General features: G+C 53.7%; 23 protein-coding genes. 10 read left to right on the top strand and 13 right to left on the bottom strand.

Annotation, left to right across the window (positions count from 1 at the left end; all coding sequences use genetic code 11):
* Window positions 1-121 precede the first annotated feature (121 nt).
* On the top strand, window positions 122-1582 hold the full coding sequence (locus tag HXY34_09980) for a 4-hydroxybutyryl-CoA dehydratase (GenBank protein ID NWF96454.1): 1461 nt from the start codon (window positions 122-124) through the stop codon (window positions 1580-1582).
* Window positions 1583-1643: 61 nt separating this feature from the next.
* Window positions 1644-2498: a CPBP family intramembrane metalloprotease gene (locus HXY34_09975; GenBank protein ID NWF96453.1), complete on the top strand. Its 855-nt coding sequence runs from the start codon at window positions 1644-1646 to the stop codon at window positions 2496-2498.
* Between the two features lie 293 nt (window positions 2499-2791).
* Here HXY34_09975 and HXY34_09970 read toward each other — a convergent pair whose 3' ends face one another.
* The 10 genes from HXY34_09970 to HXY34_09925 all read right to left on the bottom strand — a co-directional run bounded on the left by HXY34_09970 (window position 2792) and on the right by HXY34_09925 (window position 9665).
* The gene (locus HXY34_09970) at window positions 2792-3127 is read right to left on the bottom strand and encodes a hypothetical protein (GenBank protein ID NWF96452.1); all 336 of its coding nucleotides are present in this window, start codon (window positions 3125-3127) and stop codon (window positions 2792-2794) included.
* 609 nt (window positions 3128-3736) lie between these two features.
* Entirely contained in the window at window positions 3737-4108 is a 372-nt protein-coding gene (locus HXY34_09965; protein NWF96451.1) for a NifB/NifX family molybdenum-iron cluster-binding protein, read from the bottom strand.
* Window positions 4105-4524, bottom strand: a complete 420-nt coding sequence (locus tag HXY34_09960; GenBank protein ID NWF96450.1) for a dinitrogenase iron-molybdenum cofactor biosynthesis protein — start codon at window positions 4522-4524, stop codon at window positions 4105-4107. Before HXY34_09960 ends, HXY34_09965 begins: the two co-directional genes overlap by 4 nt.
* Window positions 4525-4641: 117 nt before the next feature.
* A complete protein-coding gene (locus tag HXY34_09955; GenBank protein NWF96449.1) occupies window positions 4642-5076 on the bottom strand; it encodes a DUF134 domain-containing protein in 435 nt (144 codons plus the stop codon).
* 62 nt (window positions 5077-5138) lie between these two features.
* Window positions 5139-6005, bottom strand: a complete 867-nt coding sequence (locus HXY34_09950) for a 4Fe-4S binding protein (GenBank protein NWF96448.1) — start codon at window positions 6003-6005, stop codon at window positions 5139-5141.
* Window positions 5974-6837, bottom strand: a complete 864-nt coding sequence (locus tag HXY34_09945; GenBank protein NWF96447.1) for a P-loop NTPase — start codon at window positions 6835-6837, stop codon at window positions 5974-5976. Before HXY34_09945 ends, HXY34_09950 begins: the two co-directional genes overlap by 32 nt.
* Before the next feature lie 22 nt (window positions 6838-6859).
* A complete protein-coding gene (locus tag HXY34_09940; GenBank protein NWF96446.1) occupies window positions 6860-7690 on the bottom strand; it encodes an Mrp/NBP35 family ATP-binding protein in 831 nt (276 codons plus the stop codon).
* A gap of 310 nt (window positions 7691-8000) precedes the next feature.
* Window positions 8001-8762, bottom strand: coding sequence for a hypothetical protein (locus HXY34_09935; protein ID NWF96445.1), 762 nt, complete (start codon window positions 8760-8762; stop codon window positions 8001-8003).
* Between the two features lie 12 nt (window positions 8763-8774).
* Window positions 8775-9026, bottom strand: a complete 252-nt coding sequence (locus HXY34_09930) for a hypothetical protein (GenBank protein NWF96444.1) — start codon at window positions 9024-9026, stop codon at window positions 8775-8777.
* Window positions 9027-9122: 96 nt separating this feature from the next.
* Window positions 9123-9665, bottom strand: a complete 543-nt coding sequence (locus HXY34_09925) for a GTP-binding protein (protein ID NWF96443.1) — start codon at window positions 9663-9665, stop codon at window positions 9123-9125.
* Window positions 9666-9791: 126 nt separating this feature from the next.
* Between HXY34_09925 and HXY34_09920 the strand changes: the two genes are divergently transcribed.
* From HXY34_09920 to HXY34_09905, 4 genes are all read left to right on the top strand, one after another.
* Entirely contained in the window at window positions 9792-10586 is a 795-nt protein-coding gene (locus tag HXY34_09920; GenBank protein NWF96442.1) for a hypothetical protein, read from the top strand.
* 764 nt (window positions 10587-11350) lie between these two features.
* Window positions 11351-11650 carry a helix-turn-helix domain-containing protein gene (locus tag HXY34_09915; GenBank protein NWF96441.1) on the top strand — a complete coding sequence of 100 codons (300 nt, stop codon included), beginning with the start codon at window positions 11351-11353 and terminating at the stop codon, window positions 11648-11650.
* 127 nt (window positions 11651-11777) lie between these two features.
* Window positions 11778-12212, top strand: a complete 435-nt coding sequence (locus HXY34_09910) for a hypothetical protein (GenBank protein NWF96440.1) — start codon at window positions 11778-11780, stop codon at window positions 12210-12212.
* 229 nt (window positions 12213-12441) lie between these two features.
* Entirely contained in the window at window positions 12442-14067 is a 1626-nt protein-coding gene (locus HXY34_09905) for a DUF262 domain-containing protein (protein ID NWF96439.1), read from the top strand.
* An 808-nt stretch (window positions 14068-14875) separates the two neighbouring features.
* On the opposite strand, the gene HXY34_09900 is transcribed toward HXY34_09905, so the two are convergent.
* On the bottom strand, window positions 14876-15652 hold the full coding sequence (locus tag HXY34_09900; protein ID NWF96438.1) for a hypothetical protein: 777 nt from the start codon (window positions 15650-15652) through the stop codon (window positions 14876-14878).
* Window positions 15653-15782: 130 nt separating this feature from the next.
* Between HXY34_09900 and HXY34_09895 the strand changes: the two genes are divergently transcribed.
* On the top strand, window positions 15783-17858 hold the full coding sequence (locus HXY34_09895; protein NWF96437.1) for a hypothetical protein: 2076 nt from the start codon (window positions 15783-15785) through the stop codon (window positions 17856-17858).
* A gap of 358 nt (window positions 17859-18216) precedes the next feature.
* Complete coding sequence (locus HXY34_09890) at window positions 18217-19635, top strand: methyltransferase domain-containing protein (GenBank protein ID NWF96436.1); 1419 nt, start codon at window positions 18217-18219, stop codon at window positions 19633-19635.
* A gap of 43 nt (window positions 19636-19678) precedes the next feature.
* On the opposite strand, the gene HXY34_09885 is transcribed toward HXY34_09890, so the two are convergent.
* The gene (locus HXY34_09885) at window positions 19679-20770 is read right to left on the bottom strand and encodes a hypothetical protein (protein ID NWF96435.1); all 1092 of its coding nucleotides are present in this window, start codon (window positions 20768-20770) and stop codon (window positions 19679-19681) included.
* A 765-nt stretch (window positions 20771-21535) separates the two neighbouring features.
* A complete protein-coding gene (locus HXY34_09880; GenBank protein NWF96434.1) occupies window positions 21536-22381 on the bottom strand; it encodes a DNA adenine methylase in 846 nt (281 codons plus the stop codon).
* Between the two features lie 381 nt (window positions 22382-22762).
* Between HXY34_09880 and HXY34_09875 the strand changes: the two genes are divergently transcribed.
* On the top strand, window positions 22763-23461 hold the full coding sequence (locus tag HXY34_09875; GenBank protein NWF96433.1) for a hypothetical protein: 699 nt from the start codon (window positions 22763-22765) through the stop codon (window positions 23459-23461).
* 95 nt (window positions 23462-23556) lie between these two features.
* Window positions 23557-25680 (top strand): hypothetical protein, encoded by a 2124-nt coding sequence (locus HXY34_09870; GenBank protein NWF96432.1) that lies wholly within the window; start codon window positions 23557-23559, stop codon window positions 25678-25680.
* Window positions 25681-25858 lie beyond the last annotated feature (178 nt).

Here is a 25858-nt window from a genome sequence, read left to right as displayed (position 1 = left end):
TGCCCGAACGTGACTGCGTAGTCTGACTGACAATAAGCGGTTGATGGTATAGCTCATATGCGTCGATGTGTTTCTCTTGCGTAACGTTGATTGCCCTTGGAGTCTGATATCAGTGGTCCTAATGACTGGTGCCGAGTATATTGAGAGCCTCAAGAGGCGTCGGCCTCTGAGAGTCCATCTGCTTGGCGAGAAGGTGCGTAGTCCTCTCGAGCATCCTCTGGTCCGGGCCTCTGTGAACTCCGTTGCTCTTACCTACGACCTTGCGCATGCACCGGAGTACAGGACCGTTGCCACAGCCAAGTCCCTCCTCACCGGAGCGACGGTGAACAGGTTCTGTCACTTGCACTGTAGCACCGAGGACCTCCTGTCAAAGGTCAAGATGCTGCGCATACTCGGTCAGAAGTGCGGCACATGTTTTCAAAGGTGTGTTGGCATGGATGCGATGAACGCCGTCTTTCTGACCACCTACGAGATTGATGCGAAGCTCGGAACGGACTACCATCAGCGGTTCAGAGAATTCGTCATGAAGGCCGAGAGCGAGGACTGGACCATTGCAGGCTCCATGACGGACCCCAAAGGAGACCGTGGCAAGCGACCCTCTGCTCAGAGAGACCCTGACCTCTATGTCCATGTCGCAGCACGGGACTCAGATGGCATAGTAATACGTGGTGCGAAGATGCATCAGACAGGGGCCATCAACTCCCACGAGCACTTGGTCATGCCTACCTTGGCCATGCGACCTGAGGACACGGACTATGCCGTGTGTTGTGCCGTGCCTTCAGATGCAGATGGCATCGAGTACTACTATGGCAGGCAATCGTGCGACCTGCGGAGGCTTGACACGAGTCCTGAAGGGGACCTTGACTGCGGCAACCCCATGTATGGCGGACAGGAGTGCATGGTGGTCTTCGACGATGTGTTTGTGCCGAACGAGCGTGTCTTCATGAATGGAGAGACCGAGTTCCGCGGTCGTCTTGTTGAGTCCTTTGCTGCGTATCACCGGCAGAGCTACGGTGGTTGTAAGGTTGGGGTAGGTGATGTCCTCGTCGGGGCTGCGGCATGCATTGCAGAATACAATGGTGTTGCGAAGGCATCCCATATTCAAGACAAGCTGACTGAGATGACACATTTGAACGAGACCCTCTATGCTTGTGGCATTGCCTGCTCGGCGGCAGGCCAGAAGACTCCCGCTGGCAACTTCCTTGTTGACATCTTGCTCGCCAATGTGTGCAAGCAGAATGTCACTAGGTTCCCGTACGAGATTGCCCGACTGCTTCAGGACATTGCGGGGGGGCTCTTCGTCACCTGTCCCAGTGCAAGTGACCTCACTGATCCTGAGACCGGCCCAGTCCTCCAGAAGTACCTTGCAGGTGCCGACGGAGTGAAGACCGCCGACCGCATCAGGATGCTGCGTCTGATTGAGAACCTGACACTAGGACGAGCTGCGGTGGGGTATCTCGCCGAGTCGATGCACGGCGCTGGCTCTCCGCAGGCACAGCGCATCATGATTGCGCGCTTAAGCGACGTTGAACAGAAGAAGGCACTTGCAAAGCGCTTGGCTCGGACCTCGGATGCCACTTGACCGCACGAAACGTTGATATCACTGCAAACACGGACACACCGCAGACCGGAGGATGAGCCTCATGGATGGTAGTACGAGAACTCAGTCATCGTCTTCCTGGCACTCAATCGTAGTGTACATTGCTGTTGTGTTTGCCCTGGGCGCAATCTTCTATGTTCCCTGGGTCCTGTCCTCTTACGGACTGTTCCCGGTCGAACCGATAGCCCTCCTGGTCATTCTTGGCGGAGTGTCTCCGACAATTGCCGCTGCCGCCGCCATGCGCTCTCAGAACAGAGGTGCAGGCGTGCGGAAGCTCTTCTCTGCGGCTGCGGGACAAGAGGTGGACAAGACCGCTCTCGCTCTGTCACTGCTGCTCCCCCTTGTGGTATTCTATGGTGCGGTCACACTGTATCTGTTGACAGGCGGCGTGTATGCTCTTGCGATGGACGACCTGCTGCCGTACGTGCCTATGCTGTGCGTCGCCGCACTTGTGAGTGTCTGGGAGGAGATTGGCTGGAGAGGGTTTGCGCAACCTGAGCTGCAGAGGAGATACAGCGCACTTGTATCGAGCCTCATTGTTGGTCTCATCTGGGCGTTGTGGCACTGGCCCCACTTCGCTGTGTTCGGCAGTCAGATGCCAGATGTCTATGGTTCATATGTGGTGTTCGTTTCTCAGACCGTAGTCGTATCGGTCATCTATGGCGCGCTATACAACTGGGGCAAGGGGAATGTCGTTGCTCCGACTCTCTTTCATGGCGGCTTCAATGCATTGGGTGGAATCCTCATGCAGACTGCGGGGTCGGCTGTCCCCATCCCCTTCATGATTGTAGTCGAGCTCGTAATCATCGTGGTCCTCGCCGGTGCCTTTGGTATCGACTCATTGTCCAGAGGAGTACGCGTCAAGGGCATTGATACGAGCGCCGGCAGCAGTAGCTGAATACCTCATCAGTTCTCGATGCGGCGACCCCTTCCCCCATATCAGCCAGCATGGGTTAGCAGCAGCTGCCCAGAAGCTGGACGGTCTTGGACATCGCTGCGTGGTGCATGTATACCTCCGTGCAGGAGCTGAGAGCTCGAGGTCGGTTCGACACCTCATGAGACCTCGAGGAGTGACCACAGTGCCGTCTCCTGGGAGTGACAAGACTCCTGTGTCCAACTATGTCCAACTAAAAATGAACGGCATCACCGGCGCGCTATGACGGCCAGCAGTGAAGTGTCCTGGAGTGAGCTTCAGACTTGCCTGAAGCTGTCTGAGGACCGCTGCGTTGACTGCTCCGTGATGATGAGGTGAGGCGCCCTGCGCTTCTGCGAAGGGAATGTCCTACTCCTCAGAACGGTGTACTCCAGCCAGTCGTCACAACCAAGAGCGGCGAGTATCTCAATGTCCGCGTTTCTTCTGGCAGTGACCCTGGGCCGTCCTGTGTTAAACAGTTCGGGGAACGCAAGTTCTCTGATCTCTCGGAAGGGGGTGTGCAAGTCGAAGAACAGTCTGCGAATCAACAGGCTACGGTTGACAGAAGATGAGACTTCCCCGACTAGTTCTGTGATAGGCGTGCGTGTTCTCATGATCTGGCTGTGCTCAGAGAAAACGCGGCGTGATGAGTCATGAAGCTTGGGCTCGCTGCTTCCGAGTCAACGGCGCGCCGCCATCGGTGTTCACGCTGACCTCCCACGCATCTGTCGTATCACTTGAAATGGAACCTAGCCATCGCGGCCCGTTGGGTGCATAGCAACTCCGGTCACTGCGCCTTTGCAGCGGCAAGTCCTGCCGAACTCAGCATCTTCAGACTCCTTGGGGCTCTCCAATCGACTGCCTTCTCCTGTCGTGTCTCCTGGCAGGCTTCGGTTTCCTATTGGCCACGCTGGTCCATCGACATACCATGTTGCCCCATCAACCGTTCGGCCACTGGGAGCTGGTGGATGCCCCCTCCTCCTCTGGGACCCGGTGCCTCATTGGGTTAGCAGCAGCTGCCCAGAAGTCGGACAATCTTGGACATCACTGCGTGGTGCATATATACCTCCGTGCGGGAGCTGAGAGCTCGAGGTCGGTTAGACACCTCATGAGACCTCGAGGAGTGACCCCAGTGCCGTCTCCTGGGAGTGACAAGACTCCTGTGTCAAACTTTGTCCAACTAAAAATGAACGGTCGTAACGGGGATGCGTCGGCCCTGCTGGCTAGTGATGATGCGCGTCATGACATCCTTCGGTGAGCACACCGAGTCTGCCGCTGATGTATGCTGCCACGAGTTCATCTACTGAGGGACTGTTGGCCTGCAGCACGGCCACACCCCGGCTCTGGAACGATGCTATGCCCCTAGGCCCCATGCCGCCAACGATGACGGCATCCGGATTCATCCGCATGATGTTGTCGTGCGTATAGCCGTGGCCTCCGGTGTGTTCTCCTCTTACGTTGTGGACATCTCGCCTGACCACTCTATTCGCGTCGTCTAGCTCAACGACCACAAAGTACTCCGCGCGTCCGAAGTGACCTGCGAGGCTCTTGCCTTCTGCGTCATCAGTTGGGATCACTACTTTTCTCGTGGTCACCAGCCTCCTCTACCGCGTCCATGACCATGACCCATTCTTCCACGGCCACCCATACCTGCTCCTGTGTAAGCTGGAGCGGAGGTGGTCAGAGTCTTCAGTTCTGACCTCTTGTACGACTCAATGGCCTGCATCACTGTACCGGCCGGGCAGGACAGGATCTGCTTGTTTGCTGCATGCAGTGCAGTCATCGCATGAGGACCCACAGTGCCGGTTATGACGGCTTCTGCGCCCTCAGCAATCACTGTCTGCGCCGCCTGAACTCCTGCCCCTCCCGCAGCATTGACTGCTGGGTTGGGAATTGCTTTGAACTCCATGGTGTCAGTATCCGCTACTATGAAGTATGTACACCGCCCGAATCGCGGGTCTATCGGCGAGTTGAGACTGCTGCCTGTCGAACTCACAGCCACCTTTGTCATCTGCATCTTCCTCTTGGATTGGTTTCGTCTGGTCGGTTTTGTGTTATTCCCGAACCAATCGAATCTAGATTCTAAATCTAGATTCATTACAGGCAATTTAAAGTCTGTGGTAGCTGATCAGTCTGGGTTGGTGTCACACCTCTGAGACCTCCTTGTCCATCTGAGACTTTGAGAGCCGCACTTAGGGCAAGAAGAAGTCTCGCAAGAGACCGGTCCCAGAAAGTGACCACACTGCACGCACTCGAGTCCCCCTGAGCCATCACGGAGTACGTAGTTGCCCCCCTCGATCCTCAGTACACACCCCTTGACGATAGCTGTTGCAATCTTCCTCCTTGCGGAACTGAGTATCCTGTTGAAGGTCGGTTGGCTCACATTCATTGCCTCGCAAGCCTCTCTCTGATCGAGGCCTATGTGGTCGGCCAGTCTTATTGCCTCGAACTCGTCCACTTCAAGGAGTATCTCCTCTAGCTCTCTTGCTGGCACTCCTGCTGGCTTGAATATGGAGACCGGCGGTTCGCCCTCGACGAGCCTATGCATCTTCCTTCGAGGCATAGTGAAACCTCAGCGTACTGATGAGATAAAACTTCGTCATGTTCTGACACTCCTCCCCTGGTCTAGTAGTTGATGGTGTCTACAATTCGCTCCCACATTCTGGCGAGTAGTAGTGTGACTTCACTGTGGGGGGCGAACTCAGGCAGTGTCTGCGTTGCGACCATAGAGTGGACCATCACGGGATCGAACGGGACTCTACCAAGTACCTCAAGTCCCCACTCCATGCAGCTTTCCTCAATCTGCTCCGTCATGTCTGGGTTGACATCGTGCTTGTTCACAATGACTGATGCCGGCACCTCGAGCTCACGACACAGACCGACCACTCTTGCCATGTCATGCGCCCCTGTCAGCGTTGGCTCTGTCACTATGACGGCCAAGTCAACTCCCGTCAGAGTGGATATGACAGGGCATCCTATCCCGGGTGACCCGTCGATGAGTATCATGGAGCGGCCCTCTCTCAATGCGATCTCAGATGCCTTCTTTCTGACCTCGGTGACCAGCTTACCCGACGTACCCTCTCCTGCGAAGAGCCGCGCGTGCGAGAGCGGCCCAAAACGTGTGTTGGACCAGTAGGTCTTGCCTGACACTCGGGGACCTATCTTGATTGCATGCTCGGGACAGAGATACGCGCAGAGACCGCAGCCCTCACAGGCAATTCGGTCTATCGTTGGTGGGGTGGCAGCGTGGAATCGGCAGGCCTGTCGACAGATTCCACACATCGTACACGCATCTGCGTCGATTGCGGCCAGTGGGAGACCTTGATAGTCCCACTCCTCGACGATCTGGGGGTGCAGGAGTATGTGAAGGTCGGGTGCATCAACATCACAGTCCACCAATACTGCATCGTCGGCCATGGCTGCAAAGGCTGCGCAGATGGTAGTCTTCCCTGTGCCGCCCTTACCGCTGACTACTGCCACTTGGCTGTACACCTTTGGTCATCTCCTGAACGTGTTCGAACATGCGGCGGAATCGGGGCGCCCACTCGGGCATCACGGTGACAAAGGGCACACCCCTTGAGTAGAGCTCTGCTATCCTACGGTCGAACGGAATCTCAAGAAGCACAGGCACATCTCTGGAAATGCATAGCTCATGCACTGAGTCATCACCCAAGCCTGCGCGGTTCAGCACGACCCCTCGTGGGATGCCAAGTTGTTCGACCACATCTAGCGCAAGTGATAGGTCATGAAGTCCAAAGGGTGTGGGCTCAGCCACGAGCAGTATGAAATCGCTCTCCCTCATCGTCTCAATCACAGGGCACGCAGTCCCGGGAGGCGCGTCAAGGATGTTCAGAGCGTCCCTCACGATATGCCTCTTGACAGCTGAGATGAGTCGACTCACTACGGGCTCTCCGATGTCAAGCAGGCCGTATGCGAGGAATAGGTCTCCCACAGTCGCAGTGTGCAGTGTGCCAATCTCACGGCCGACCTCAGTTATAGCTCCGGTAGGACACACGACCGAGCACGCACCGCACGAGTGACAGAGGTCCTTGTAGAACAGGACCTCCTTGGGGGCCACGAAGAGGGCGTGGTAGCGGCAGAAACGGGCACAGTCACCGCACAACGTACACTTCGAGGGGTCAATCTGCGGTACTGGTGTGGTGACCGACTGCGTCTTGGTCGGTGGCTGGCCGAGGAGTAGATGCGCATTTGGCTCCTCAACGTCACAGTCAAGGAGCCTGACATTTCCCAATGATAGGGCGAGGTTGACAGCCACACTTGTCTTTCCCGTACCACCCTTGCCAGAGGCGATGGTAAGGATCATTGTGGTTGTCGCCGCCCTCGTCTCATTTGCCTAACCCGATGAGATTGGATATCTTCTTTGCCAGTGCCATGAATGCCTTGGTTGACTCGGACTCGGGGGCTGCAATCACGAAAGGTCTGCCCTCGTCAGAGAACTTCACTATGGCGGGGTCCATTGGAAGTGAGCCTAGATACATTACGCCGTAGTCAGTGGCAGCCCGTATCACTGCACCCTCACCCATCATCCTGTATCGCTCACCGCACTTTGGGCAGACATATTCACCCATGTTTTCCACCACGCCCAAGACGTTCACACCCATCTTCTGTGTGAGCTGGATTGCCCGCCTCGCACCGAGCACCGCCACTTCTTGTGGGGTTGAGATAATAAGCGTACCATCGACCGCTGGTATTGACTGCAGGATACTGAGTATCTCATCACCAGTGCCAGGGGGCAGGTCGACAACAAGGACGTCAAGAGCTCCCCACTGGACATCGCTGAGGAACTGAGTGATGGCCTTGGCGACAAGCGGTCCACGCCATGCAACAGCATCGTCGGCATTCCTTAGCAGAAAGCCCATGCTCATTATCTTGGATCCGAGCGGTCCCTCGACGGGCTGGATCGAATTGTCCGACACCTCCGGGTGCTGCCCCTCAAGGCCAAGTACCTTGGGAATTGTGGGGCCGTATATGTCGACATCAAGCACTCCAACGCTTGCTCCCATCTTTGCAAATGCCATCGCCAGGTTGGCTGAGACCGTACTCTTGCCCACTCCTCCCTTGCCCGAGAGCACGACTATCTTGTGCTTGACTTGCTTCATCCTCTCTCTGACTTCAGGTGGAACCATGCTCTCTCGGTCCGTCGCTTTCTGTGTCATTCTTCCTCACCAGATGGCGATTCCTGAACTCTTTCGAATCCAGATTCATATAAGCGTGTTGATGTGACGCACGCATTTGTGTGCTCTACTCTGCAGGAAGGAGTCCTATGCGAGGCAAGCATCCAGGAGTGCGAGAGCACTACAACGCCCCTCAATCGCGATGTGTTTCTGCGGCCACATCTGTTGATGGTCGAAGCGCTAAGATGTCATATCGCGAATCGTACTGAGGAGCAGGTCGAATTCGCGATGCGTCGTGCTCACCAATCCTATCCCATGACGACGCTCTTGTGCGCTGAAGCAGCAGAAGGACCTAGTCTTGTACAGAGTGTTGCTTGTCCTCCTGGTCTGCCACGACTGGCACATCCTCAGAATACCGTCTCCGAAGGAAGTCCGGCATGGCCCATCCAAACCATGCGTGAATCACGGTGATCATCATGACAGCTGCTACAAGAAGGAAGAAGAGGTTTCCGATGAACTCCTGCCCTTCGCCGCCAAAGAATGGAGTCAGGCCGAATAGTATGAATGTGACTATGTACAGCACTGCGAAACGTCCTACGAGAACGAACTTCATCTGCGTGACCTTCATGGGTGCCTTTGGGGCAGTTCGTCTGCAGGCCATGTAGAGGGGGACATATAGGCCCAGCGTCAGTGCTGCGAATGGTGCCATTGCGATTGGGGGCGGACCGTACCCGATGTCCTGCGTGAGTATTATGGCCAATGCAAAGCCACCGGAAAACGAGATGGTCGGAAGATACCACCTGTTCCTGGGGTAGAAGAGACCCACAGAGAAGTATGCTAGGACAGGGTATGACAGTATGAAGAGTGCAAAGAAGGCGTACGTCAGGGCGTTACCAAGCGCGTTGACCCCAACAGTGATGGTCACCACCTCTGATGCCACTTCGACGGCGAGGCCCAATCCTAGGAGGAGAATTGAAGTAGCCAGAGCCGCACTAAGCGGGTCTCTGCCCTTTTGCCAGAACTTGAGCAGCCTGTATGCCACATACAAGAACAGGAGTGCCGTTATGGCGTTTGCTGATGCCGCTATGACTGTCGTATTTGGGTTCAGGACCATCAGGATACACGCTCACATCTTCTCGAAAAAGTCGATCGCCTTGTCCGAAGTGTTGTCTTCCCTTTCTGTGGAGACGGAGTCCGCAATCGCCTCTCCTCTCACTTTCAGTTCCTTGTCAATGTATATGGTGAGAACGTGGTCACCGTGCTGAAGCGCCAATGACCAAAGACCTGCTCGGCTGGTCTTCAGCTTACTCAAGTCAACTGGGGTCGGATACCACTTTTGGCATCTCGTACAGAAGACCCGTACTGCACCTTTGGACATGGTCGAGTCCACTCGTCATCAGTAATGGAGTTCCGCTTTATCAACGTACTTGTGGCTCACTGGTGCCGAACGGGTGTGGATTGACTCAGCTGATGCTCAGTTGTCAATGTTGATCCGCTCGAGAAGAATCTGGAATGCCTCCACGACGTTCATGCTCATCTTTGCACTTGTCTCGACATAGCCGATGAGACCGTTGTCGCGTGCGAATGCCTCAGCGTGTTCTCCTGGGACCTCTCTATCATTTCCGAGATCTGCCTTCGTTCCAACCAGCAGTACCCTGTCAGGCTTCATCGCTCCAAGGACTATTCCAAGCCAGTCCGGCAAGTGGAGAAAGCTGATGAAGCGCCCGAGATCGAATGCCAGAATGCAGCCACTTGTGCCTCGTGCCCAGCTGGGAAGGAGAAACTGGAACCGTTCCTCACCGCCAGCGTCCATGATGGTGACCGTACGTTTCCGCCCTCCGTGTTCGTACGTCCATGTTTCCACATTGAGTCCCACTGTGAGCGTCTGAGGATGGTAGCTCCCAGTGATGAGGTTCTTCACGAGCGTGCTCTTGCCGACTCCTCCTTCGCCAGCGATGAGAATTGATATCACGTCCCTTGAGCGCATCACTGAAACTGGTCCCCTTGGAGTAGACAATACTGGCTGCAGGTGGCTAATAACAGTTGCTCGATTGCACATAGACAACGTGTGCCCAATAAGACGTCTCAGAAAGAGATAAGTGAAACGGGCCACATCTATCACAATTATGCAGGGGTCTCCTCTATGAATCAGTTGTCACACATGATATTCGCATTCTCCTTCTTCGTTGCGCTGTACACCGGAATCTACGCCTTCACAGTCTGGTTTGAGAATCTCTCTGTCGATGTTCTCATCCTGTACTACCTCGGTGGGGGCCTGTTGCTGGCGGTCGTCGCAACCCCCATACTCTACTACAAAGCACCTAACAAGAGCATGGGCGACCGGACCACCACCAATGCGGCATCCGGAGCGGCTCTGCTCTTCATCACGTTCTTCATCGGTGGCCTGGGCGGCTGTGTAATCCACCAGTGGATATATGACGTGCACATCGCAGGGAACATGTCCATCTTCGTTGGGTCCATCAGTGTGCTTGTCGGTGCGCTGATGCCTGACTGGGACATCCCCTTCCTGGGCATTGAGCGGCACCGGAACATCGTGTTCCACTCGTTTCTCCTACCTGTGATCGTGCTTCTCCCGACACTTGGCAGAATCCTGATGATGATAGTCTTCAGCACTGTTGGTCAGCTGGTCAACTACATTGAGCCAACTGAGCTCTACATCTTGGGATTCTTCATGCTCGGTTATGCATCTCATCTGGCACTCGATGTACTCCCCTCCAAGGCAAACCCGTGGGAGATACTCTGGCGAGTGGTCAGCCCACTTGATGAGGCTCCTGTGGGTCTGAAGACGTTCGGACCATTCAAAGTCCCGAAGAAACGTGCCAAGGGCTGGCTGGTCGGTAATGCAGCTTTCCTCGCCCTGATTGGGTTCGGACTCATCGGCCTCTATTACTATTACTTCCTCGTCGTGCTTCCATAGTCTCTGCTAGCACAGCAACGTGCCCAGCGCGTGCGTGCGTGCAGCGCGGCCGTGTGACACTAGACACGCTGCCCGCACCATCTGTTCTTGATCGGACGGAGTTAAACACCGGAGTGCCGTCACTCCCAGAAAGCAGCACTTGAGAGTGTCTTCTCGAGGCCAGTTGAGGTGTCGAGTTGACCTCGTATGCTCCAGTTCACATGGGCATACATGGGCACCACTCCGTGCATGCTCAGGACGGTGCAACTTCGAGGCGGCTGCTGGAGCCTTCCAGAGAGTGTGAGACGGGTGTCATTAAGTGAAACTATTCCTCTCAAAGGTGCAGGTTCGGAGAGGTAGAATAGTCTGAGCCCTACTGTCGATGGTTGTCCCGACTTAATCTTGCCGTCCACCCCTTCTCTCTCTCAGTGGGAGCTCTGTGGTGCCCCTTGCCTTCGTTCTTGCACGGTTCTTCTGCGGTACAATTCGTAGACTATGGTGTCCACTCAAGCATAGGGTGCATCTTCTCGTAGAAGAAGAGCCTGACCATCGCCCCGAAATCCCCCCTATTCACAATTGCACATATCCCATTGCCTTTTGGTGTAGCTCTTCCGTACACATCCTTTGGGTTCTCTTATGACATGTCACTAAGTGTCCAGCTTCTGAGCGGCTGTTGCCGGGTCTTTGGCGATATGCATCCTCTGGAGTTCAGTTCTTGTGTGTTAACACAACGTTAAGACATGAGTGCGTCACAGGAGAGATCATCACTGTAATTGGTGATGACAATGATCTCCCCGGTGACACAAATAGAACGAGTTGTGAAGTACTCGTATGAACACAGCGTTAGGGCGGCCGCCATGGTGTTCGGTGTGTCCCGCTCCACGGTCTACAGGTGGCGCAAGGCGTATGAACTCTACTGTCTTGAGAAACTCGAGCCGAAGTCGACGGCACCTAGGCGCCGGAATACAGTGGTCACTCAGCATCTGGTTGACAAAGTGCGCCTGTTGCGAGTGACAGGGATGGGCGCAGTCAAGACAGCAGCCATCGTCAGACGGGACGAGAGGGCATCTGTGTCAGTCACATGACCGTCCACAGGGTGATGCGACGACTGGGCCTAATCCGTACTCATAGGTGGAGGAAGAAGCACTATCGTCCGTGGTCAATCGGGAGAACATCCCAACGAGTTGTGGCAGCTCGACTTCATGTGGCCTTATGGCAGAGATGGCCGAAGCGTCTATCTGTCGCCTCGACGTGATAGACGATGCCTGCCGTTACCTCATCTCAAGCGTGGAGTGGGAGAGCTCATCCTCGAGGGTGGTCCTTGAGGCGCTCCGGGCCTCTGTGACGAGGTATGGACAGCCATTGCAGGTGCTGACGATCAACGGGTCGGTGTTCGTGCCCGTCATTCAGAGGCAGAGGGGTCAGTGCGCTCCAGACAGAAGTGGTGCATCAAGAATAGAGTGCAGCATGTGCGTACGAGAAGGAACCACCCATGCCATCGGGAAGGTGGAGCGGTTGCATTGCACGATTGACGAGGAGAGCGGTCGTATGGGGCTGGAACTGGACGAGCACATGGAGTACTACAACCACACACGCCCCCATGCTTCGCTTGGAGACAGGACAGTACTCCTGCACAGCTGTACATGACACCTCGAAGACTCAGAGAGGTTCAAGTGAGAGGTGGTGTCCCAAATGTGGTGTTACAGTGTCCTCCATCTCCTGTGATTTCACAGGAGTATTCAATCACTAAATGCTTTTATGTTTCAACAGCACCGAAAGCGTTGCGATTGCGCGGAGGCGGTGCAGCCTGAGTCAGAACCTGAATTGGTCTATGGTCAGAGTACTTGATATCTTCAATGGGCCTGACATTTATATAGTGCCCGAATATCAGCGATGCTACTCTTGGGACAGAGCTGTGATTGAGGCGTTCTGGGAAGACATACTTGAAGCCAAGAACTCGGGAATCAGGCAATACTTTCTTGGAACAACGATAGTCATTAGTAGGACTCTTGACAGGCTTCCGCACTTTGAAATTGTCGATGGTCAGCAGAGGCTGGCAACATTGTGCATTCTGATGGCTGCAATGCGAGATGTAACTACTCAGTCATGGAAGAAAGGAACAGGCCGCAACAAGCGATGCGGCGATGGCGATTATCTGCTAGATAGGATAAAGGACAGTCTGTGCTACTACGATGTTGCTACTAAAATGCGTTACGACAGAGTCAAGCTAGGACGGGAGGATCAGCCGTTTTTCTCAAGTCATATACTGAAAGGCAACACCACAGATGAGCAGAAACGGAATGACGCAAGAACTGAATCAAATAAACGGATACTCAATGCGTATTTGTTCTTCTGTAAGCACATCCAGAGATCTCAGGAGGTAGATAAGGGAAATGAATGGTTAGCTCAGTTCTATAAGTATCTGACAGAGAATGTCTACATGATGTCTATCAAGACCACGGTTGACACGGACGCTTATCATGTGTTTGAGAGTGTGAATGCTAGAGGAACCGAGCTCTCGCATATGCAGCTCCTGAAGAGCTTCTTCCTAGCGGCAGCCGATGAAGCGGACCGTCCCCATCTGTCATCGAAGCTGGCAGAATTGTCCAGTAAGTTCAAAGAAGGCGAGTATCTTCGCTTCTTTAGGTACTATTGGATGTCCAAGCATGGACTACTCAGGAAGTTTGACTTATACCGAAAGGTCAAGCAGGCAATCAGTTTAGGATTGAAATCAAAGGACGTCGTAGACCAATTGGATAATCTGTCCAACACCTATCTGGATGTTATCCGTGTGAGCGGTAACTGGACCGACGAAGTGAGGAGATGCCTGTCGGCACTAAGGTCCATCGGAGCAACCCAAGTCCACCCCTTGTTGCTTGCCACCGCTGATAGATTCGGTCGAGAGTCCAAGGAGTTCGCTCAAATGGCAAAGGCGAGTGTTGACTTCGTGATACGCAAGTTTGTGATTGGCGGCGAACGACCGGGATCCTTTGAGTCTGAGGCCGGAGAGCTTGCCAGGAAGGTGAATGCTTCCCGCACTGATATCGCTGAGGTCATCAGTGAACTAAAGAAGAACGCTCCAGACGATGCTGCATTCCGTAGGGACTTCGCCGAATGCTCCATAAGATCACAAAGAGCAGCGAAGTATATCCTGAAGGAACTTGAACGGGCGAAGCGTGATACTAGGGAACTGGATGTGCAGGAATCTGTTGATCTAGAGCACGTCCTGCCTAAGAATCCTAGTGAGGAGTGGACGAAGAATCTAGGCGACGTGAGCTATGAGGAGTGGGTCTATCGTATCGGGAATCTGACCCTCATTGACCGAGGTTTCAACAGGTCTATCCAGAATAAGGGATTTGACTTGAAGAAGAAGACATACCAGAAGTCCAAGATTGAAATCACAAGGGAGATTGATGCCTATGATACCTGGGGTCCCGAACAGATAGAAGATCGCCAAAAGGCCTTCGCAAGGATTGCTACCAAGATATGGACCATATCATAGTTCTCTTGAACCGAAGCGAATCGACAAGCACGGAGCCTTTCGAGGTGACTGAGCCAAGCAGAGTGCTGAAAGCGGACGTCTGCGAAGCTTGTTTGGTTTCCTGCAGCAGAGTCACTGCAATGGAGAGAACGCTAGTGAGTCTGCACGGTATCGGACCCTGCTGCCCCGTTTCACAAGCATCTCAACTGAGGTCAACTTGACACTCTGGTAGATTTCGACATGTGCAATGACTACCGCGCCGTTTCCCAGATGTGACAAGTTCCTTGCGTCCTACTCCGTCTTCCTGACAACAGACTCTTGCCAGTACCCCCGCATACCTCACCGAAAGCCAAGCGCCACGTGCCCTGAAGCATTGTGGCAAGTTCTGCTCAGGTGTAAGGTGAGTGTGGTCCACCATTCGACTTCTAATGGTACAGTGCCTTGACAGATTGTTCCATACTTGACAGCATGGCGCGTTTTCCTCTACATCTCATCCACTCCTGCCTTTGTTTCCGCTATCTCTTCCTCGACCGTGCTCCGACCCGTTGCACACGCGACCATAAGTCCACGACCCCGATAGGAAACCCCCTCGAAATCCCACCCGACGCACATTAAAGAAGACCGGTCCCCCGAGAAACGATTTGAATTGTCGGTCGGACTGAACCGGCATAATGTTCTCTATCATGTCAAGGCTCTATCCTCCACGATCGATTCACCCAAGAAAAGGCGTAGTTGCACACTGCCGGCGAGCCCTATCTTTTTCCGGTCGAATCTCTCAAGGAAACGGCTCTGACAATCGAATCGAGATGTGTGCACATTGGTATGCCATTCAGTTGTCGGTTCGGTCTGTCTGTTTGCCACAACGCGTACCGCCAGTCCTGTTGCTCTTGTGCTCCAGAAGATCTCTAATGTGCTGGACCTGCTGCTCAGTAAGCATGTCATAGCCCGAAAGCCTTTCGAGTGATCCAACGGAAACTACCCTGCTGTCTATGGCACACTCGAGATGCATCCAGTATCCACTCGTCTGAATCCTCAGTTCATTCCGTGGTATGGCCTCTCCACAAGAACCGCATATCGACCTGCCGCTTCTTGCAGCTGCTATCCTCGGTCGTTTACCTGTGATGGCATCTATCTCCCATTGCTCGAGGTCGTATTCTAGCGAGAACATCTGAGCGAGTTCTGGGATCTTGACGTGCTCAGGGATCTTCTCAATGGGAACGAGGATGACATCTGCAGAGCTGTAGTTCGACTGTTTCATTTCCAACTCATCCATATTCTCCCGAATCCACTCCTTGAACTTGTGCCAATCCACTACGACCGCGTTATCCATGTTGTAGAACTGTATGAGGATGTCGGCCTCGCAGTACTGCCCCCATCCTTCCAGATGCTCATCTCTGTCACTCCACCATTCCACTCCGAGGTTATGAGTGGTGTCCATGACCACATCGAACTTCACTTCGACTTTCCTTCCGTCGCCAAGTACTATGTCATGGTCCTTCTGAGGTTCCAAAGGCAGCCTTGGTCCATACCCCTTTTTCTTCAAGAGCGCATATACCTTCTTGACCGCCAGCTCTCCTGTCTTCTTGTCCTTGGCGAAGTCCGACATGATGAAGCGAGCGACTACCTACATCTTTAGAATGTAGTATTATGAGGTTGTGTGAATAAGCGCGGAGGCGAAGAGGTGCGGTTCTGGGGCATGTTTATCAATGCTGGTCATGACTGTCATCTGTTGACAGATGGCAGGTGCGCCCGTGTACGCCTACTTCAAGCTATTCAACAGCATCAAGGATGAGCATGAGGTGGAATTAGCCCGTCTTGAGATTGAGAGCCTGGTTGGTTCGGTTGAGCCTGTACGCAGTCCTGTTGATGTACTAAGAAGCAGACCCATGGATCTGCTCATTGATGCCACACAGGCAACACTGAGAGGTGACGAGAGTGACATCGTACGCTTCCAAGACTACCTTTGTCATGAGACCGCATATGGGCAGATTCAAGGGTTTGAGAGCCTGAGGGTGCGGCCATACGATGTACCCAGGTTGGTTCATCGCCTGGGATACACAAGGGAGATCTACATTGCAGACGAGACAGAGTCCTGGGACACATTTCTCAGGAGTGTCTTTCCGCAAGGCCGCGTGGGAAAGAACTGCAACGTCTTCTTCGCCAATGGCGTAGCAGCAGTCCGCATCATTACGAGTCAGTACTTCTTGGAGAATTCGGAGTATATCACGAAGGTTACACCCTCTCTTGGGAGAGAGCGGGTGGACGAGTTTGTGGACAGTATGTTTGACAATCTCATGCGTCACATCTACCGAATCCCTGCTTCCGCAAAGGCCCGGGTGGGAAAGAGGTTCCTAGATTACCTCGCGGAACGAGGCGAAAACTCGCTCTATCTGTCACACGGTCTTCATCCTTACAAGGGCAAGTTCCATCCGAAGATGGCAAGAGCGCTTGTCAATATTGTCTGGCCCGGTGAAGAGGGAACCATAATGGACAACTTCGCAGGCAGCGGGACTCTCTTGGTTGAGTCTTGTCTAATGGGATTTGACAGCTGTGGTGTAGAGATCAATCCCATGTCCGTGCTGATGTCAAATGCAAAATGCGCACTGATGCATGTGAGCCCCGCGCAACTGGACGCATCCATAGCCGAGTTTCTGGAGGTGTTTCACTCTGAGCTAAACCTGTTACGTGTGCAGCATCAAGGGCAGGTCACTCTGGAATCTTCATCCTATCCACCAGATCCGGACATCTACGAGCAGATACGCGCTGTGGCTCCGGACGTATATCATGAATTCGAACCGAATCATGTCCTTGAGGAGATAGTGCTTGCGCGCCGGATAGTCGAAGAGCGATACACTGGCGACATCCGAAACCTGTTGATGCTCGGCTTGGCCATGTGTATCAGTGACCTGAAGGGGAAGAAGCACAAGGACTTCTGTGAGCGGATCGCTACTATACTGGAGGACATATACCGCAGGTGTGCTCTATTCAATCAATTGAAGGAGGTGTTGCAACTCAAGATTGGTCGAGGAGTCGTGTATCAGGCCGATGCGGCTGATCTCAGTAGCGTCGAGGCCATAAGGGTCATTCACGGGAATGTGAACTCGCCTCCGTATTCCACTGCGTTGGACTACATTGGCAATGACATCTCTCAACTCGCCCTATTGGGACTGGTGAGAAGTCCCGAGGAGCTGAGGAAGCTTGAGGATAGGATGGGCGGTAACCCGCGGGCCAAGCATGATAATGAAGAGATGAGGCTGCGAGTCAAGGAAAACACTGCAGGTCTCCCCGGCTATGCAATCACTCTGATTCGGCTTCTTGAGTACCATGGCAAGAAGGACCATGCATACCGCCTTTACGACTTCTACTGCCTGATGAAGCAGTCACTTGCGGAGCAGATGCGCGTGTTAGAACGAAATGCGCAGATCGCCACTGTGATTGGCAACAATCACTTCAAGCTGACAGACACTCTTGAGGAAGTGGAACCGGGGCACATCGCAATGGGGTGCACTACTTGTGCTGTGGAAGTACACAATGTGCGAAACAACATGAAGGCGTTGCAACTCTCACCCATAACTGGTGATGAACTAGCTCTGCGCTATGCCGAGAACCTCCCAGTCAAGGTATGGATCTCTGGGGGTTCCGCTGATGACTCCAATGGTGGAGTATACGTCGAGGTGGAAAACGAGCGAGTAATACTGCTGCTGGGTGCCATGTTAGGATTCAGGCCCCGCATGGTAATCAACAGGTATCTGGAGAAGACACTTCGTGGGAACATAAGGTATGAGTCAATCGTTGTGATGCAAAAGCCATGAGTACGGACGACCAGTCGTTCTTCCCAGTAGGCCGCCCTTCCATGTGTCTGGCTTGTGTGGTTTCCAACAGCTGCCCATGAGTTGGACAACCTCAGAGACCAAGTGGTGCTTATATACCCCTTGCGGAGACTGAGAAACTGAGGTCAGTTAGACACCCCATCAGACCATGAGGAGTGACCAAGTGCCGTTAATTGGGAGCGACAAAACTCCTGTGTCCAACCTGTCGAATCAGGAATGAACGGTCAACAACCATCGAGTCCACGCATTGCATTGTCGAGAGGTCAGTTCTGTGGTTGACGAAGAGGAACTCGATGCACTGTTCGCCGCTAAGGCGAATGGTGATTCGGACGAATCAATCATGAAGCGGTATTCTGTTACTCTTAGAGACATCGAACGAGCAGTGGTCAGAAAGACAGGTACGAATCGAAATCTCTTCTCCAGTGTACGGCGGAACTTCGAACTTGAGCCAAGAGATTTCACTCCCGAGCGGACGACTGTGTGGAGTTTCAAGAGTCGAGGTGGTTGGGCAACACACTCAGGCGACTACAGAGGTAACTGGTCCCCCTTCATACCTCGCAATCTGTTACTTCGATACAGCAATCCGGGCGACCTAGTTCTGGACCCGTTCTGTGGAGGAGGCACAACACCCGTCGAAGCCAAATTGCTGGGACGACGGTGTATAGCTCGGGACATCGTGCCCGCTGCTGTGGAAACCACCTTACGCAACCTGAGTTTCAGTGTACCTCCCCAAATGGCTTTGGGTCATGATTCACTGCGGATCTATGAGCCAGTTGTACAGGTGGGTGACGCAAGAGAACTGACCGGAATTGCTGACTCTTCTGTCGACCTTGTGTGTACCCATCCTCCCTATTCCGACATTGTCCATTATAGTGATGGTATCGAGGGAGACATATCCTTCCATCCTTTGGACTCTTTCCTAGTCGACATGGAATGCGTTGCCAAGGAGTGTTTTCGTGTTCTGAAGCCCGGAAAACACTGTGCCATTCTAATTGGTGACATGAGAAAGAACAAGCGAGTTGTGCCTCTAGGCTTCATGACTATCCAAAGGTTCCTTGAACAGGGCTTTGTTCTGAGGGACCTAATAATCAAGCGTCAACACAACTGCAGAACAACAGGGTATTGGTATTCATCCAGTGTGAGGTACAACTTTCTTCTCCTCGCCCAGGAGTACCTCCCCATCTTCCTCAAACCTGATGACAAGACAACGCCAATGATGTCTACGGAAACAGCTGAATGCACCTGCAGACGACTCTCCCTAGATGAGCTGGAGCACCCGGCCGCACTAGAGTGCAAGACAACGTGGGTGTTCGATTCAGCCAACTACGAACGCCTGTTGCTTGGAAACATCGTCGCCAGATATGGTGGGCTCCACACACTGGCAATAGACGCTGCACACTCGTGTTATGACACATCCTGTCATGGTGCGGATGCAGCCGATCCGGAGCAGTTCGACATGGTGTACATTCGACTTCCCGTGAGGCATCAAGTTGATGCATACGTCGTGGAGCTTCTCAGGCGTATTGAGAACTGCGTTCGGCAATTCGGCCACGTTGTAATTCGGGCATCAGATTATCGAGTCGGCGACTTGACCGTGTGCCCTGCTTTGGAGGTCTGGCAGCTTCTGGGTCCCACGTTCAGAATACGAGAGCTGATTGTTGTGGTTTGTAGCGATCCCGACCTGTCGTCTACAAGACCTGAAGAGTTGGCCATTGCACACGAGTATCTCTTGGTCTTCCAGAAGGATATGCCCAAGTGAGTTTCGGGATCTTGCAGCATGTCAGCTATACTGGATCTCATAATCAGAGCTGTTCTTGTTCATGGCTACTGGAGTCAAACGATACCAAATGGATGTTGTCCCTGTATTCCTGCCCGAGTCTTGCTGTCCTTCGGAATGAAGGTGCGTAGAGAATCAGCTCGGTGTCTTTCACAGCATTCTCGCCAACAAGCTGCAGCCAGTCAAAGTAACGTGTGACTTGTTCGATCTCACGAGTACCTGCAGGTTTGTTCTTGAGCTCTATCACCTTCGATGGGAGTGTTCCATCTCTGATCAATGGGTCTGAATAGTAGCAGATGTCAGCCCTGTCCATCTGGTAGGGCTTGAAGGGTGATATGGGCACCTGTCGGCATACCGTTGCCGTCCCTGGTCTCATGGATTTGGGTAGCAGCTCCGGATTCGATAACACGCTTGCTTCAAGATGTGCCTCATTGAGTAGCTCCGACTTTCTGTACGCCTCACACACACTTCCGATACCATAATCAGGTTTGAACGGCATGGGGTGCCCATCCAGCTCAACAGATTCCTTCGACTCAACTGGATACTGTTTCTTGCAGTCCCTCTTCAGCAGTTCTAGGGCAACAGACACCTCTCCCGGTGTCATCGTACAGAAGCTCATGTCCTGAATTGAGTTTGTCGGCAGAGGATATGGGTACCTTCCCAGTCTGAAGTACAGCTGGTCTGACGCTATCGCCCTCCCCTTCAGGCCGCTTGAGTCCTCGAATAGAATCAGATATGGTTGGCTGTATCTTCCCTTATCGCCCACTTGGAATACTCCCGGTTCAGCACATGGACTGTACCGCGGTGTCCTTTTTGACTCATCCCAGACAAGTGGTGCGCGTTGCTTTTCGCCCATCGGGCTGGTTGTTCCGTTAAGAAAGAATGCTCCTTGATTCTTCGGACCGACTACCTGTCCTCCATAGACAATGTACCGTTTGAGGAAGAAGAACACATGAGTTTCCCCTCTCGTGCAGGCGTAATCGCCCAGTGTATGGAAATGCATGCTACGCCTGAGATCTTCAGCGGGATGCATGAGAGTTCCGTATACACCCCTGCTAAGATAGAGTGACAAAGTATCAGTGTCATAGAGTGTGACGAATACTCCAGAGTTGGGCATAATCTCACAAGGAACTGACCAAGGCTCTTGGCACTTATGTCCTTGTCTTACTGGCCCAGAACTGTGACCGAGTCCTGCAGTATCATGTTCTCTTACCCGTGAACACCACTCAAGAGTGCCACATGAGCCGAGATCACAATGGATTGACGTGGATTCATAAGTTCTGCGAAGGCACTGAGGAATGCCAACCTCCCTTTCGAAAGGACGAAGGAAGCCTCGTGGCGGCAGGGACAGAATTGCTGTATTGCTGCCGGTCAAGCTATGCAGCAAACCGCTTGGGTTCGAGATGGAAATCGCGTGCAGGAGAACAACGCAGGTGGACAGGCAGCAGTACATCGAGTCTTGAGGCTGTTGCCACCGGGTCGTTCGATCTAGCCACGTGTAGATGAGCGGTACCGAGTTCGCAACACTGGAGTGACCACCATGACAGACTCCGATTAGTGTTCAGGACAGTATGAACACTCACTTTGAAGCCGCTTGTTTGTGCAAGCAGGGTATTGGGCATGACTCGACGGAAGTAGCAATTACCACGCTGCTTTTACGTTGTTGGGGCACCATTGCTAAGGTAGACCATTCGGGGCCTACGGACAGAACACACAGAATGACCCGGCGCCGCAGCTTCACTACAATTCGTTCATGGCCAGCAAGCAGTTCAGTATTCGAGAATGTGGCTGGTTGTCCATATAGGCCACAGCAGACCACTACGTGGAAAGATAGAAACGTCCCGAAAGCCGCTCACGAGTACCTCTGGTTCTGCCGGCATGTCTAGAACTGGTCCAAGCGAAGTTGCAAGGACTTCGGTTCGTAATTCCTAATGAGGAGCTCCGGTATTCTTCCTCGCGTAGAACCGTCTGAACTGATTGCCCTCGCTGCATAGACTTCTGTCACTGTGAATCTGGTGTAGAGATTCCTAATCACGCTTGTCGCTGAATTGCTCTCAAGGACGTAGCATCCTCTCTCGTCCAGTTCCGAAAAGACATGGGCGAGCCGTTCTTGCTCTTCGGGTCCAAACCCGTCCTTTGTGTACGACGTGAAGGCAGCGGTGTCGCTTATGGGCACATATGGCGGGTCCATATACACAAAGTCGCCTGTTTCAGCATCTCTCACGGCCTCTTCAAAGTCCCCGACGCGAAACTCCACTCCTGAGAAAGCAGTGCTTGCTGCTCTGAGGTTGGCCTCGTCAAGAATCATAGGGTTCTCATACCTGCCGAAGGGGACGTTGAATTGGCCTCTGGAGTTCACTCGATATAGGCCATTGAAACAAGTCCGATTGAGGTATATGAGTCTGGCCGCCCGGATGACCGGGTCCGATGGTACCATCTTGCGGATTGAGTAGTAGGTCTGGCTGTCATTGACATATCTTCCGCTTTGAAGCTCATCGACGATGTCCTCGACCCTGTCGCGCACTGTCACGTAAAGCGATATCAGCTCGGCGTTTGCATCGGATAGTACTGCCTTCCTTATGAGTCCCTTGCGGTACAGGTGAAAGAACAGGGCGCCTCCACCAACAAATGGCTCGTAGTAATCTCTGAAGGAGGGTGGCAGGACGCTGTCTATATCCTGCAACAGCTGACCTTTTCCTCCGGCCCACTTGACAATGGGTCGCGGCATGGTAGATACGTCCATGTTCTTCTTATGAAACACTAGCGGCTCTAACATAAGTCAATCTGTTGATTTGGTACCACTCCCCTGTCGAGTTCCACCTCACCCAGCCGTGTCTGCATGGCACTGCGAAGGACCCGTACGATTACTCTGTCGGTTGAGGCTGAATCCTTGTGCAAGAGTCCAAGCATCTCGGTATTTGGGCAGGTACTGCAAATCATTTACTCTCTGGAAGGTGCTGACGGAATTGTCAGGTGCTGCCCACAGTGCTTATCACTTGGCGTTCTGTGGACTGACCGGTGCTACGTTGTGAGCTGATAGCGCCCCTCAAGCAGTAGTCTTATGTGATTCTGCGTGCCCATTACAGGGTTACAGATGATGGTGGTTTTGATGGACTACGTAGAATCACTGAGGTATGCAGAGAGTCTTGTCAAGAGGGCAGAGGAAGACTTGGTGGCAGGAGCGGAGAACCTGGCAGAAGTGTTGTTGGCTGGACTGCAGGACGGACCACTGGCCCCCGATGCGGAGTTGGCTCGGGAGAGGATGTTGAAGCTTGACGAGTCGAAGTATATCAAGTGGGGTCGTTGGGCGACCAGTCCAGAGTTCTCCGTGCCGTTCTGGAAGGACGAGGGCTACCCGGGATACGACAGCAGGATTCGGAAGGTGATAAATGCGGACTGGTATTCGAAGAGGACTGACACCTCTACGTTTGTGGACCGGGTCGCCTCTTCGCGCCAGTTGAACGTGCCGACTGTGAATGGGGCACGGGACGGAAGACCAACCCCGATTGGACAGCCTGCCAACAGGTGGCTGCTTGACTTCGTGGCATTGTCCAGCCTTCGACTGTCGTTCAAGAAGCGATGGGAACAGCTGGTGACCGACATCGTAAGAGGCAGACCACGGACCGACCTCAGGCTCTTGTCAGAGACCCTGTGCCTTACAGCGGCCGATGTGCTCGACATATGCCGCAAGATCAGGGACTACGATGACAAGGTGATAGGGCACAGTATCGACGACCCCTCTATGAATATGACCTACCTATGCAGGAAGCCCAATCTCACCTTGAAGCCACTGGTGGACCTGCCATAATAAGCCGCAGGTGCAGCTGACCTCAAGCGGCGATACCTGTCCGATTGACGGTGCCTGAACGTCAACCCTTGGACTCTGAAAAACATTTATCTGTCATGGACCACGCCTACACTCAGCAACAGGGGGATTCTGCCATCCAGTCCACTGATACACATCCTCTTATCGTGGGGTTGTTCCCGCTCCTAGTGCTCATCCCAGCAGCACTCACCTTCGTCATTCTGCTGGTCCTCAGACATCGCCGGATGAAGCCCAATCCAATACCCCTGCCCATAACTCGCAAGCAGGTCGTAAGGTGCATCCAGCTCGCCGTGGTCGTCCCCTACCTCTGCATGTTTGGGAGTGTCCTGCTCGTCTTCTTGGCGAACGAGGTGGTTGCTGGTTACTGGTTCTTCTTCTTCAAGTACGTACTCCATGGCGTCATGTGTCTGCTCGTCGGTATTGTGGCCGGCGTTCTACTCGCTGTTGCTTATGGCTACTATAACGTGTCCACCTTGATGGTCTTGGCCTCCCTTATGTGCATCCCCTCTCTTCTCACCCTGCAGTTCGGCGTTTCGGCCTCTGCACTCGGTACCATGCTGGACTCTTCAGATGGCTTCATTCTCTTCCCTGTGCTCTTCTGGTCCGGGTGTCAGGGGCAGTTTATGCAGAGGGTATTCCGAGTGGAGGAGCCCTCAGATCAGACCAAGTCCGAGTTCCTCTGGCAGGTTGCCTCCATCTACGTCATCGAGGTCATTCACACGCTCAGGTCTAGGAGCACATCAGGGAGTGATGCGCTGGCTGAAAAGACCCTCGAGGGGTTCCTGGGCGCGAGCGGACCGATTGGCGAGTTTATCAGGGCCACGGAGGCGAGGTCGCGGACAGGATTATCGTCCGACAGCAGACGACTCCGTGCTTCTCCATCCGAGATGAGGCAGCTCCTGCCTGATGGTGACTGGAGGATGAAAGAGGGGCAGTTCCGCAGACGGGTATTGGTGAATCGGGTTCTATTCCTCATCTCGGGACTCCTGCTCGCTGTGTCGTGCCTCCTCATCTCCTCTGCCCCCCTGTCATACGCGAGCCAGTGGAGCCTCACTCTCCTGTCAGGACTACTCTTGGTCGCAGTGCTCCTCGCGCCATTCGACCCCCTGTTTAGTGGACAACGTATGGATGCGACAACCGCCACGCTCCTGCTCTTGGCTCCGCTGGAGGGATTTGAAACAGACGTGTCAGTCCTGACTGAGAGGGAACCTGTTTCACCCGTCTCCCCAGCGGATGCAACCGAGGGGGTTCTTGAAGACTCGTGGGCACCTACACTGCTCTCTCCGGACTCCATCGAGCGGCAGCCCCACTCATTGCGCTTCTTCCTGACCCGCGTTGCTAAAGGAGAGGACGAGGTCTACGAGGAGAGTGTGCGCCCCGAGCGGTTCCTGTATGCCGCGTTGGTGGTAATTCTCGGGCTCAGTTTTCCGGCGATGGTCCTGTCTGCGCTCCACCATCAGAATGTTCTTGATGTGTTCCTCTTGCTGTCTGTCCTTGGAGTGGTATCATTCGTCATAGCCGGTGCGTGGTGGTCGTACTCGTTGGTTAGGCGGGCGATGTTCCGGGGAGTATGGCGGAGCCGGCTCTCTCTTGCTCTGTCGTATCTGGATGCAGTGGAATCTGGACACAGCAACCTCGGCCCATTCGTGCCAGTCCCAAGGCCTCCCGGGCAGTTCGCCCTTCTTTCGTGGGGTGGAATCTCCGCGTCGAGAGCCCTCCTCCGGAAGCTGCAGAGAGCGACGACACTGCGGCCTTCCCCAAGCATCGAGCGGCAGTATCTGGAGTTGGAGAACAGCATGGTGCGGGCATTCTTTCCTTTTCTCCTACTAGTGATCGGATTCATGGGTGCCTCTTCGTCGCTTGTATCGGGCCTTTTTCCTTTCGGAGTGCTGTTTCTCCTGTTGTTCGCTCTCATGCTGCCCCCGATACTCTACCAGTACGCGAGGAACAGGAAACGACTGTTGAAGACTGTTACTCTACCTCCGAGCGAGGTCGAAGAGGAGTCGACTGAAGTGGTAGCAGAGGTTCTGCATATGCTGAGATCCGAGTATTCCTGTCCTCTGAGAATAATGGTCGTGAGAGAGCACCCTGAGCTTGTCTTCACTGGCAGGTCGTTCTTGACCACGAGTGGGGTGCGGATGAGGGAAGCACTGTTCATCCCGTCCGCAGGGACGACGAGCAACCATCCTTTCAAAGGGTAGATCTCGTGTCTGGCAACGGTCAGTAGGTCGATGCTTGGTTCCTCGACTTGAATCGGCATCCCTCCCACTGAGCAGGCTGCATCAATGAGTATCTGTGCGTCGTGTTCGTGTGTAGTGCTCGCACGTCCTGTTCTCTGTCCCCTCCCTCCCCCACCGGACCCCCTCCCTCCAACAGTCT

The organism is Candidatus Thorarchaeota archaeon, assembly GCA_013388835.1.
Classification (GTDB): domain Archaea; phylum Asgardarchaeota; class Thorarchaeia; order Thorarchaeales; family Thorarchaeaceae; genus JACAEL01.
Note: the sequence above shows the minus strand (reverse complement) of the source record. Positions and strands in the feature narration are given on the sequence as shown.

Coding starts and splice junctions, on each gene's coding strand:
- HXY34_09930 (NWF96444.1), bottom strand. CDS start 9,026: ATGTCCAAAGGTGCAGTACGGGTCTTCTGTACGAGATGCCAAAAGTGG.
- HXY34_09890 (NWF96436.1), top strand. CDS start 18,217: ATGAAGCGGTATTCTGTTACTCTTAGAGACATCGAACGAGCAGTGGTC.
- HXY34_09960 (NWF96450.1), bottom strand. CDS start 4,524: ATGACAAAGGTGGCTGTGAGTTCGACAGGCAGCAGTCTCAACTCGCCG.
- HXY34_09910 (NWF96440.1), top strand. CDS start 11,778: ATGGCAGAGATGGCCGAAGCGTCTATCTGTCGCCTCGACGTGATAGAC.
- HXY34_09895 (NWF96437.1), top strand. CDS start 15,783: ATGGCAGGTGCGCCCGTGTACGCCTACTTCAAGCTATTCAACAGCATC.
- HXY34_09915 (NWF96441.1), top strand. CDS start 11,351: ATGATCTCCCCGGTGACACAAATAGAACGAGTTGTGAAGTACTCGTAT.
- HXY34_09885 (NWF96435.1), bottom strand. CDS start 20,770: ATGCCCAACTCTGGAGTATTCGTCACACTCTATGACACTGATACTTTG.
- HXY34_09945 (NWF96447.1), bottom strand. CDS start 6,837: ATGATCCTTACCATCGCCTCTGGCAAGGGTGGTACGGGAAAGACAAGT.
- HXY34_09970 (NWF96452.1), bottom strand. CDS start 3,127: ATGAGAACACGCACGCCTATCACAGAACTAGTCGGGGAAGTCTCATCT.
- HXY34_09920 (NWF96442.1), top strand. CDS start 9,792: ATGAATCAGTTGTCACACATGATATTCGCATTCTCCTTCTTCGTTGCG.
- HXY34_09955 (NWF96449.1), bottom strand. CDS start 5,076: ATGCCTCGAAGGAAGATGCATAGGCTCGTCGAGGGCGAACCGCCGGTC.
- HXY34_09980 (NWF96454.1), top strand. CDS start 122: ATGACTGGTGCCGAGTATATTGAGAGCCTCAAGAGGCGTCGGCCTCTG.
- HXY34_09940 (NWF96446.1), bottom strand. CDS start 7,690: ATGACACAGAAAGCGACGGACCGAGAGAGCATGGTTCCACCTGAAGTC.
- HXY34_09935 (NWF96445.1), bottom strand. CDS start 8,762: ATGGTCCTGAACCCAAATACGACAGTCATAGCGGCATCAGCAAACGCC.
- HXY34_09880 (NWF96434.1), bottom strand. CDS start 22,381: ATGCCGCGACCCATTGTCAAGTGGGCCGGAGGAAAAGGTCAGCTGTTG.
- HXY34_09900 (NWF96438.1), bottom strand. CDS start 15,652: ATGTCGGACTTCGCCAAGGACAAGAAGACAGGAGAGCTGGCGGTCAAG.
- HXY34_09975 (NWF96453.1), top strand. CDS start 1,644: ATGGATGGTAGTACGAGAACTCAGTCATCGTCTTCCTGGCACTCAATC.
- HXY34_09870 (NWF96432.1), top strand. CDS start 23,557: ATGGACCACGCCTACACTCAGCAACAGGGGGATTCTGCCATCCAGTCC.
- HXY34_09875 (NWF96433.1), top strand. CDS start 22,763: ATGGACTACGTAGAATCACTGAGGTATGCAGAGAGTCTTGTCAAGAGG.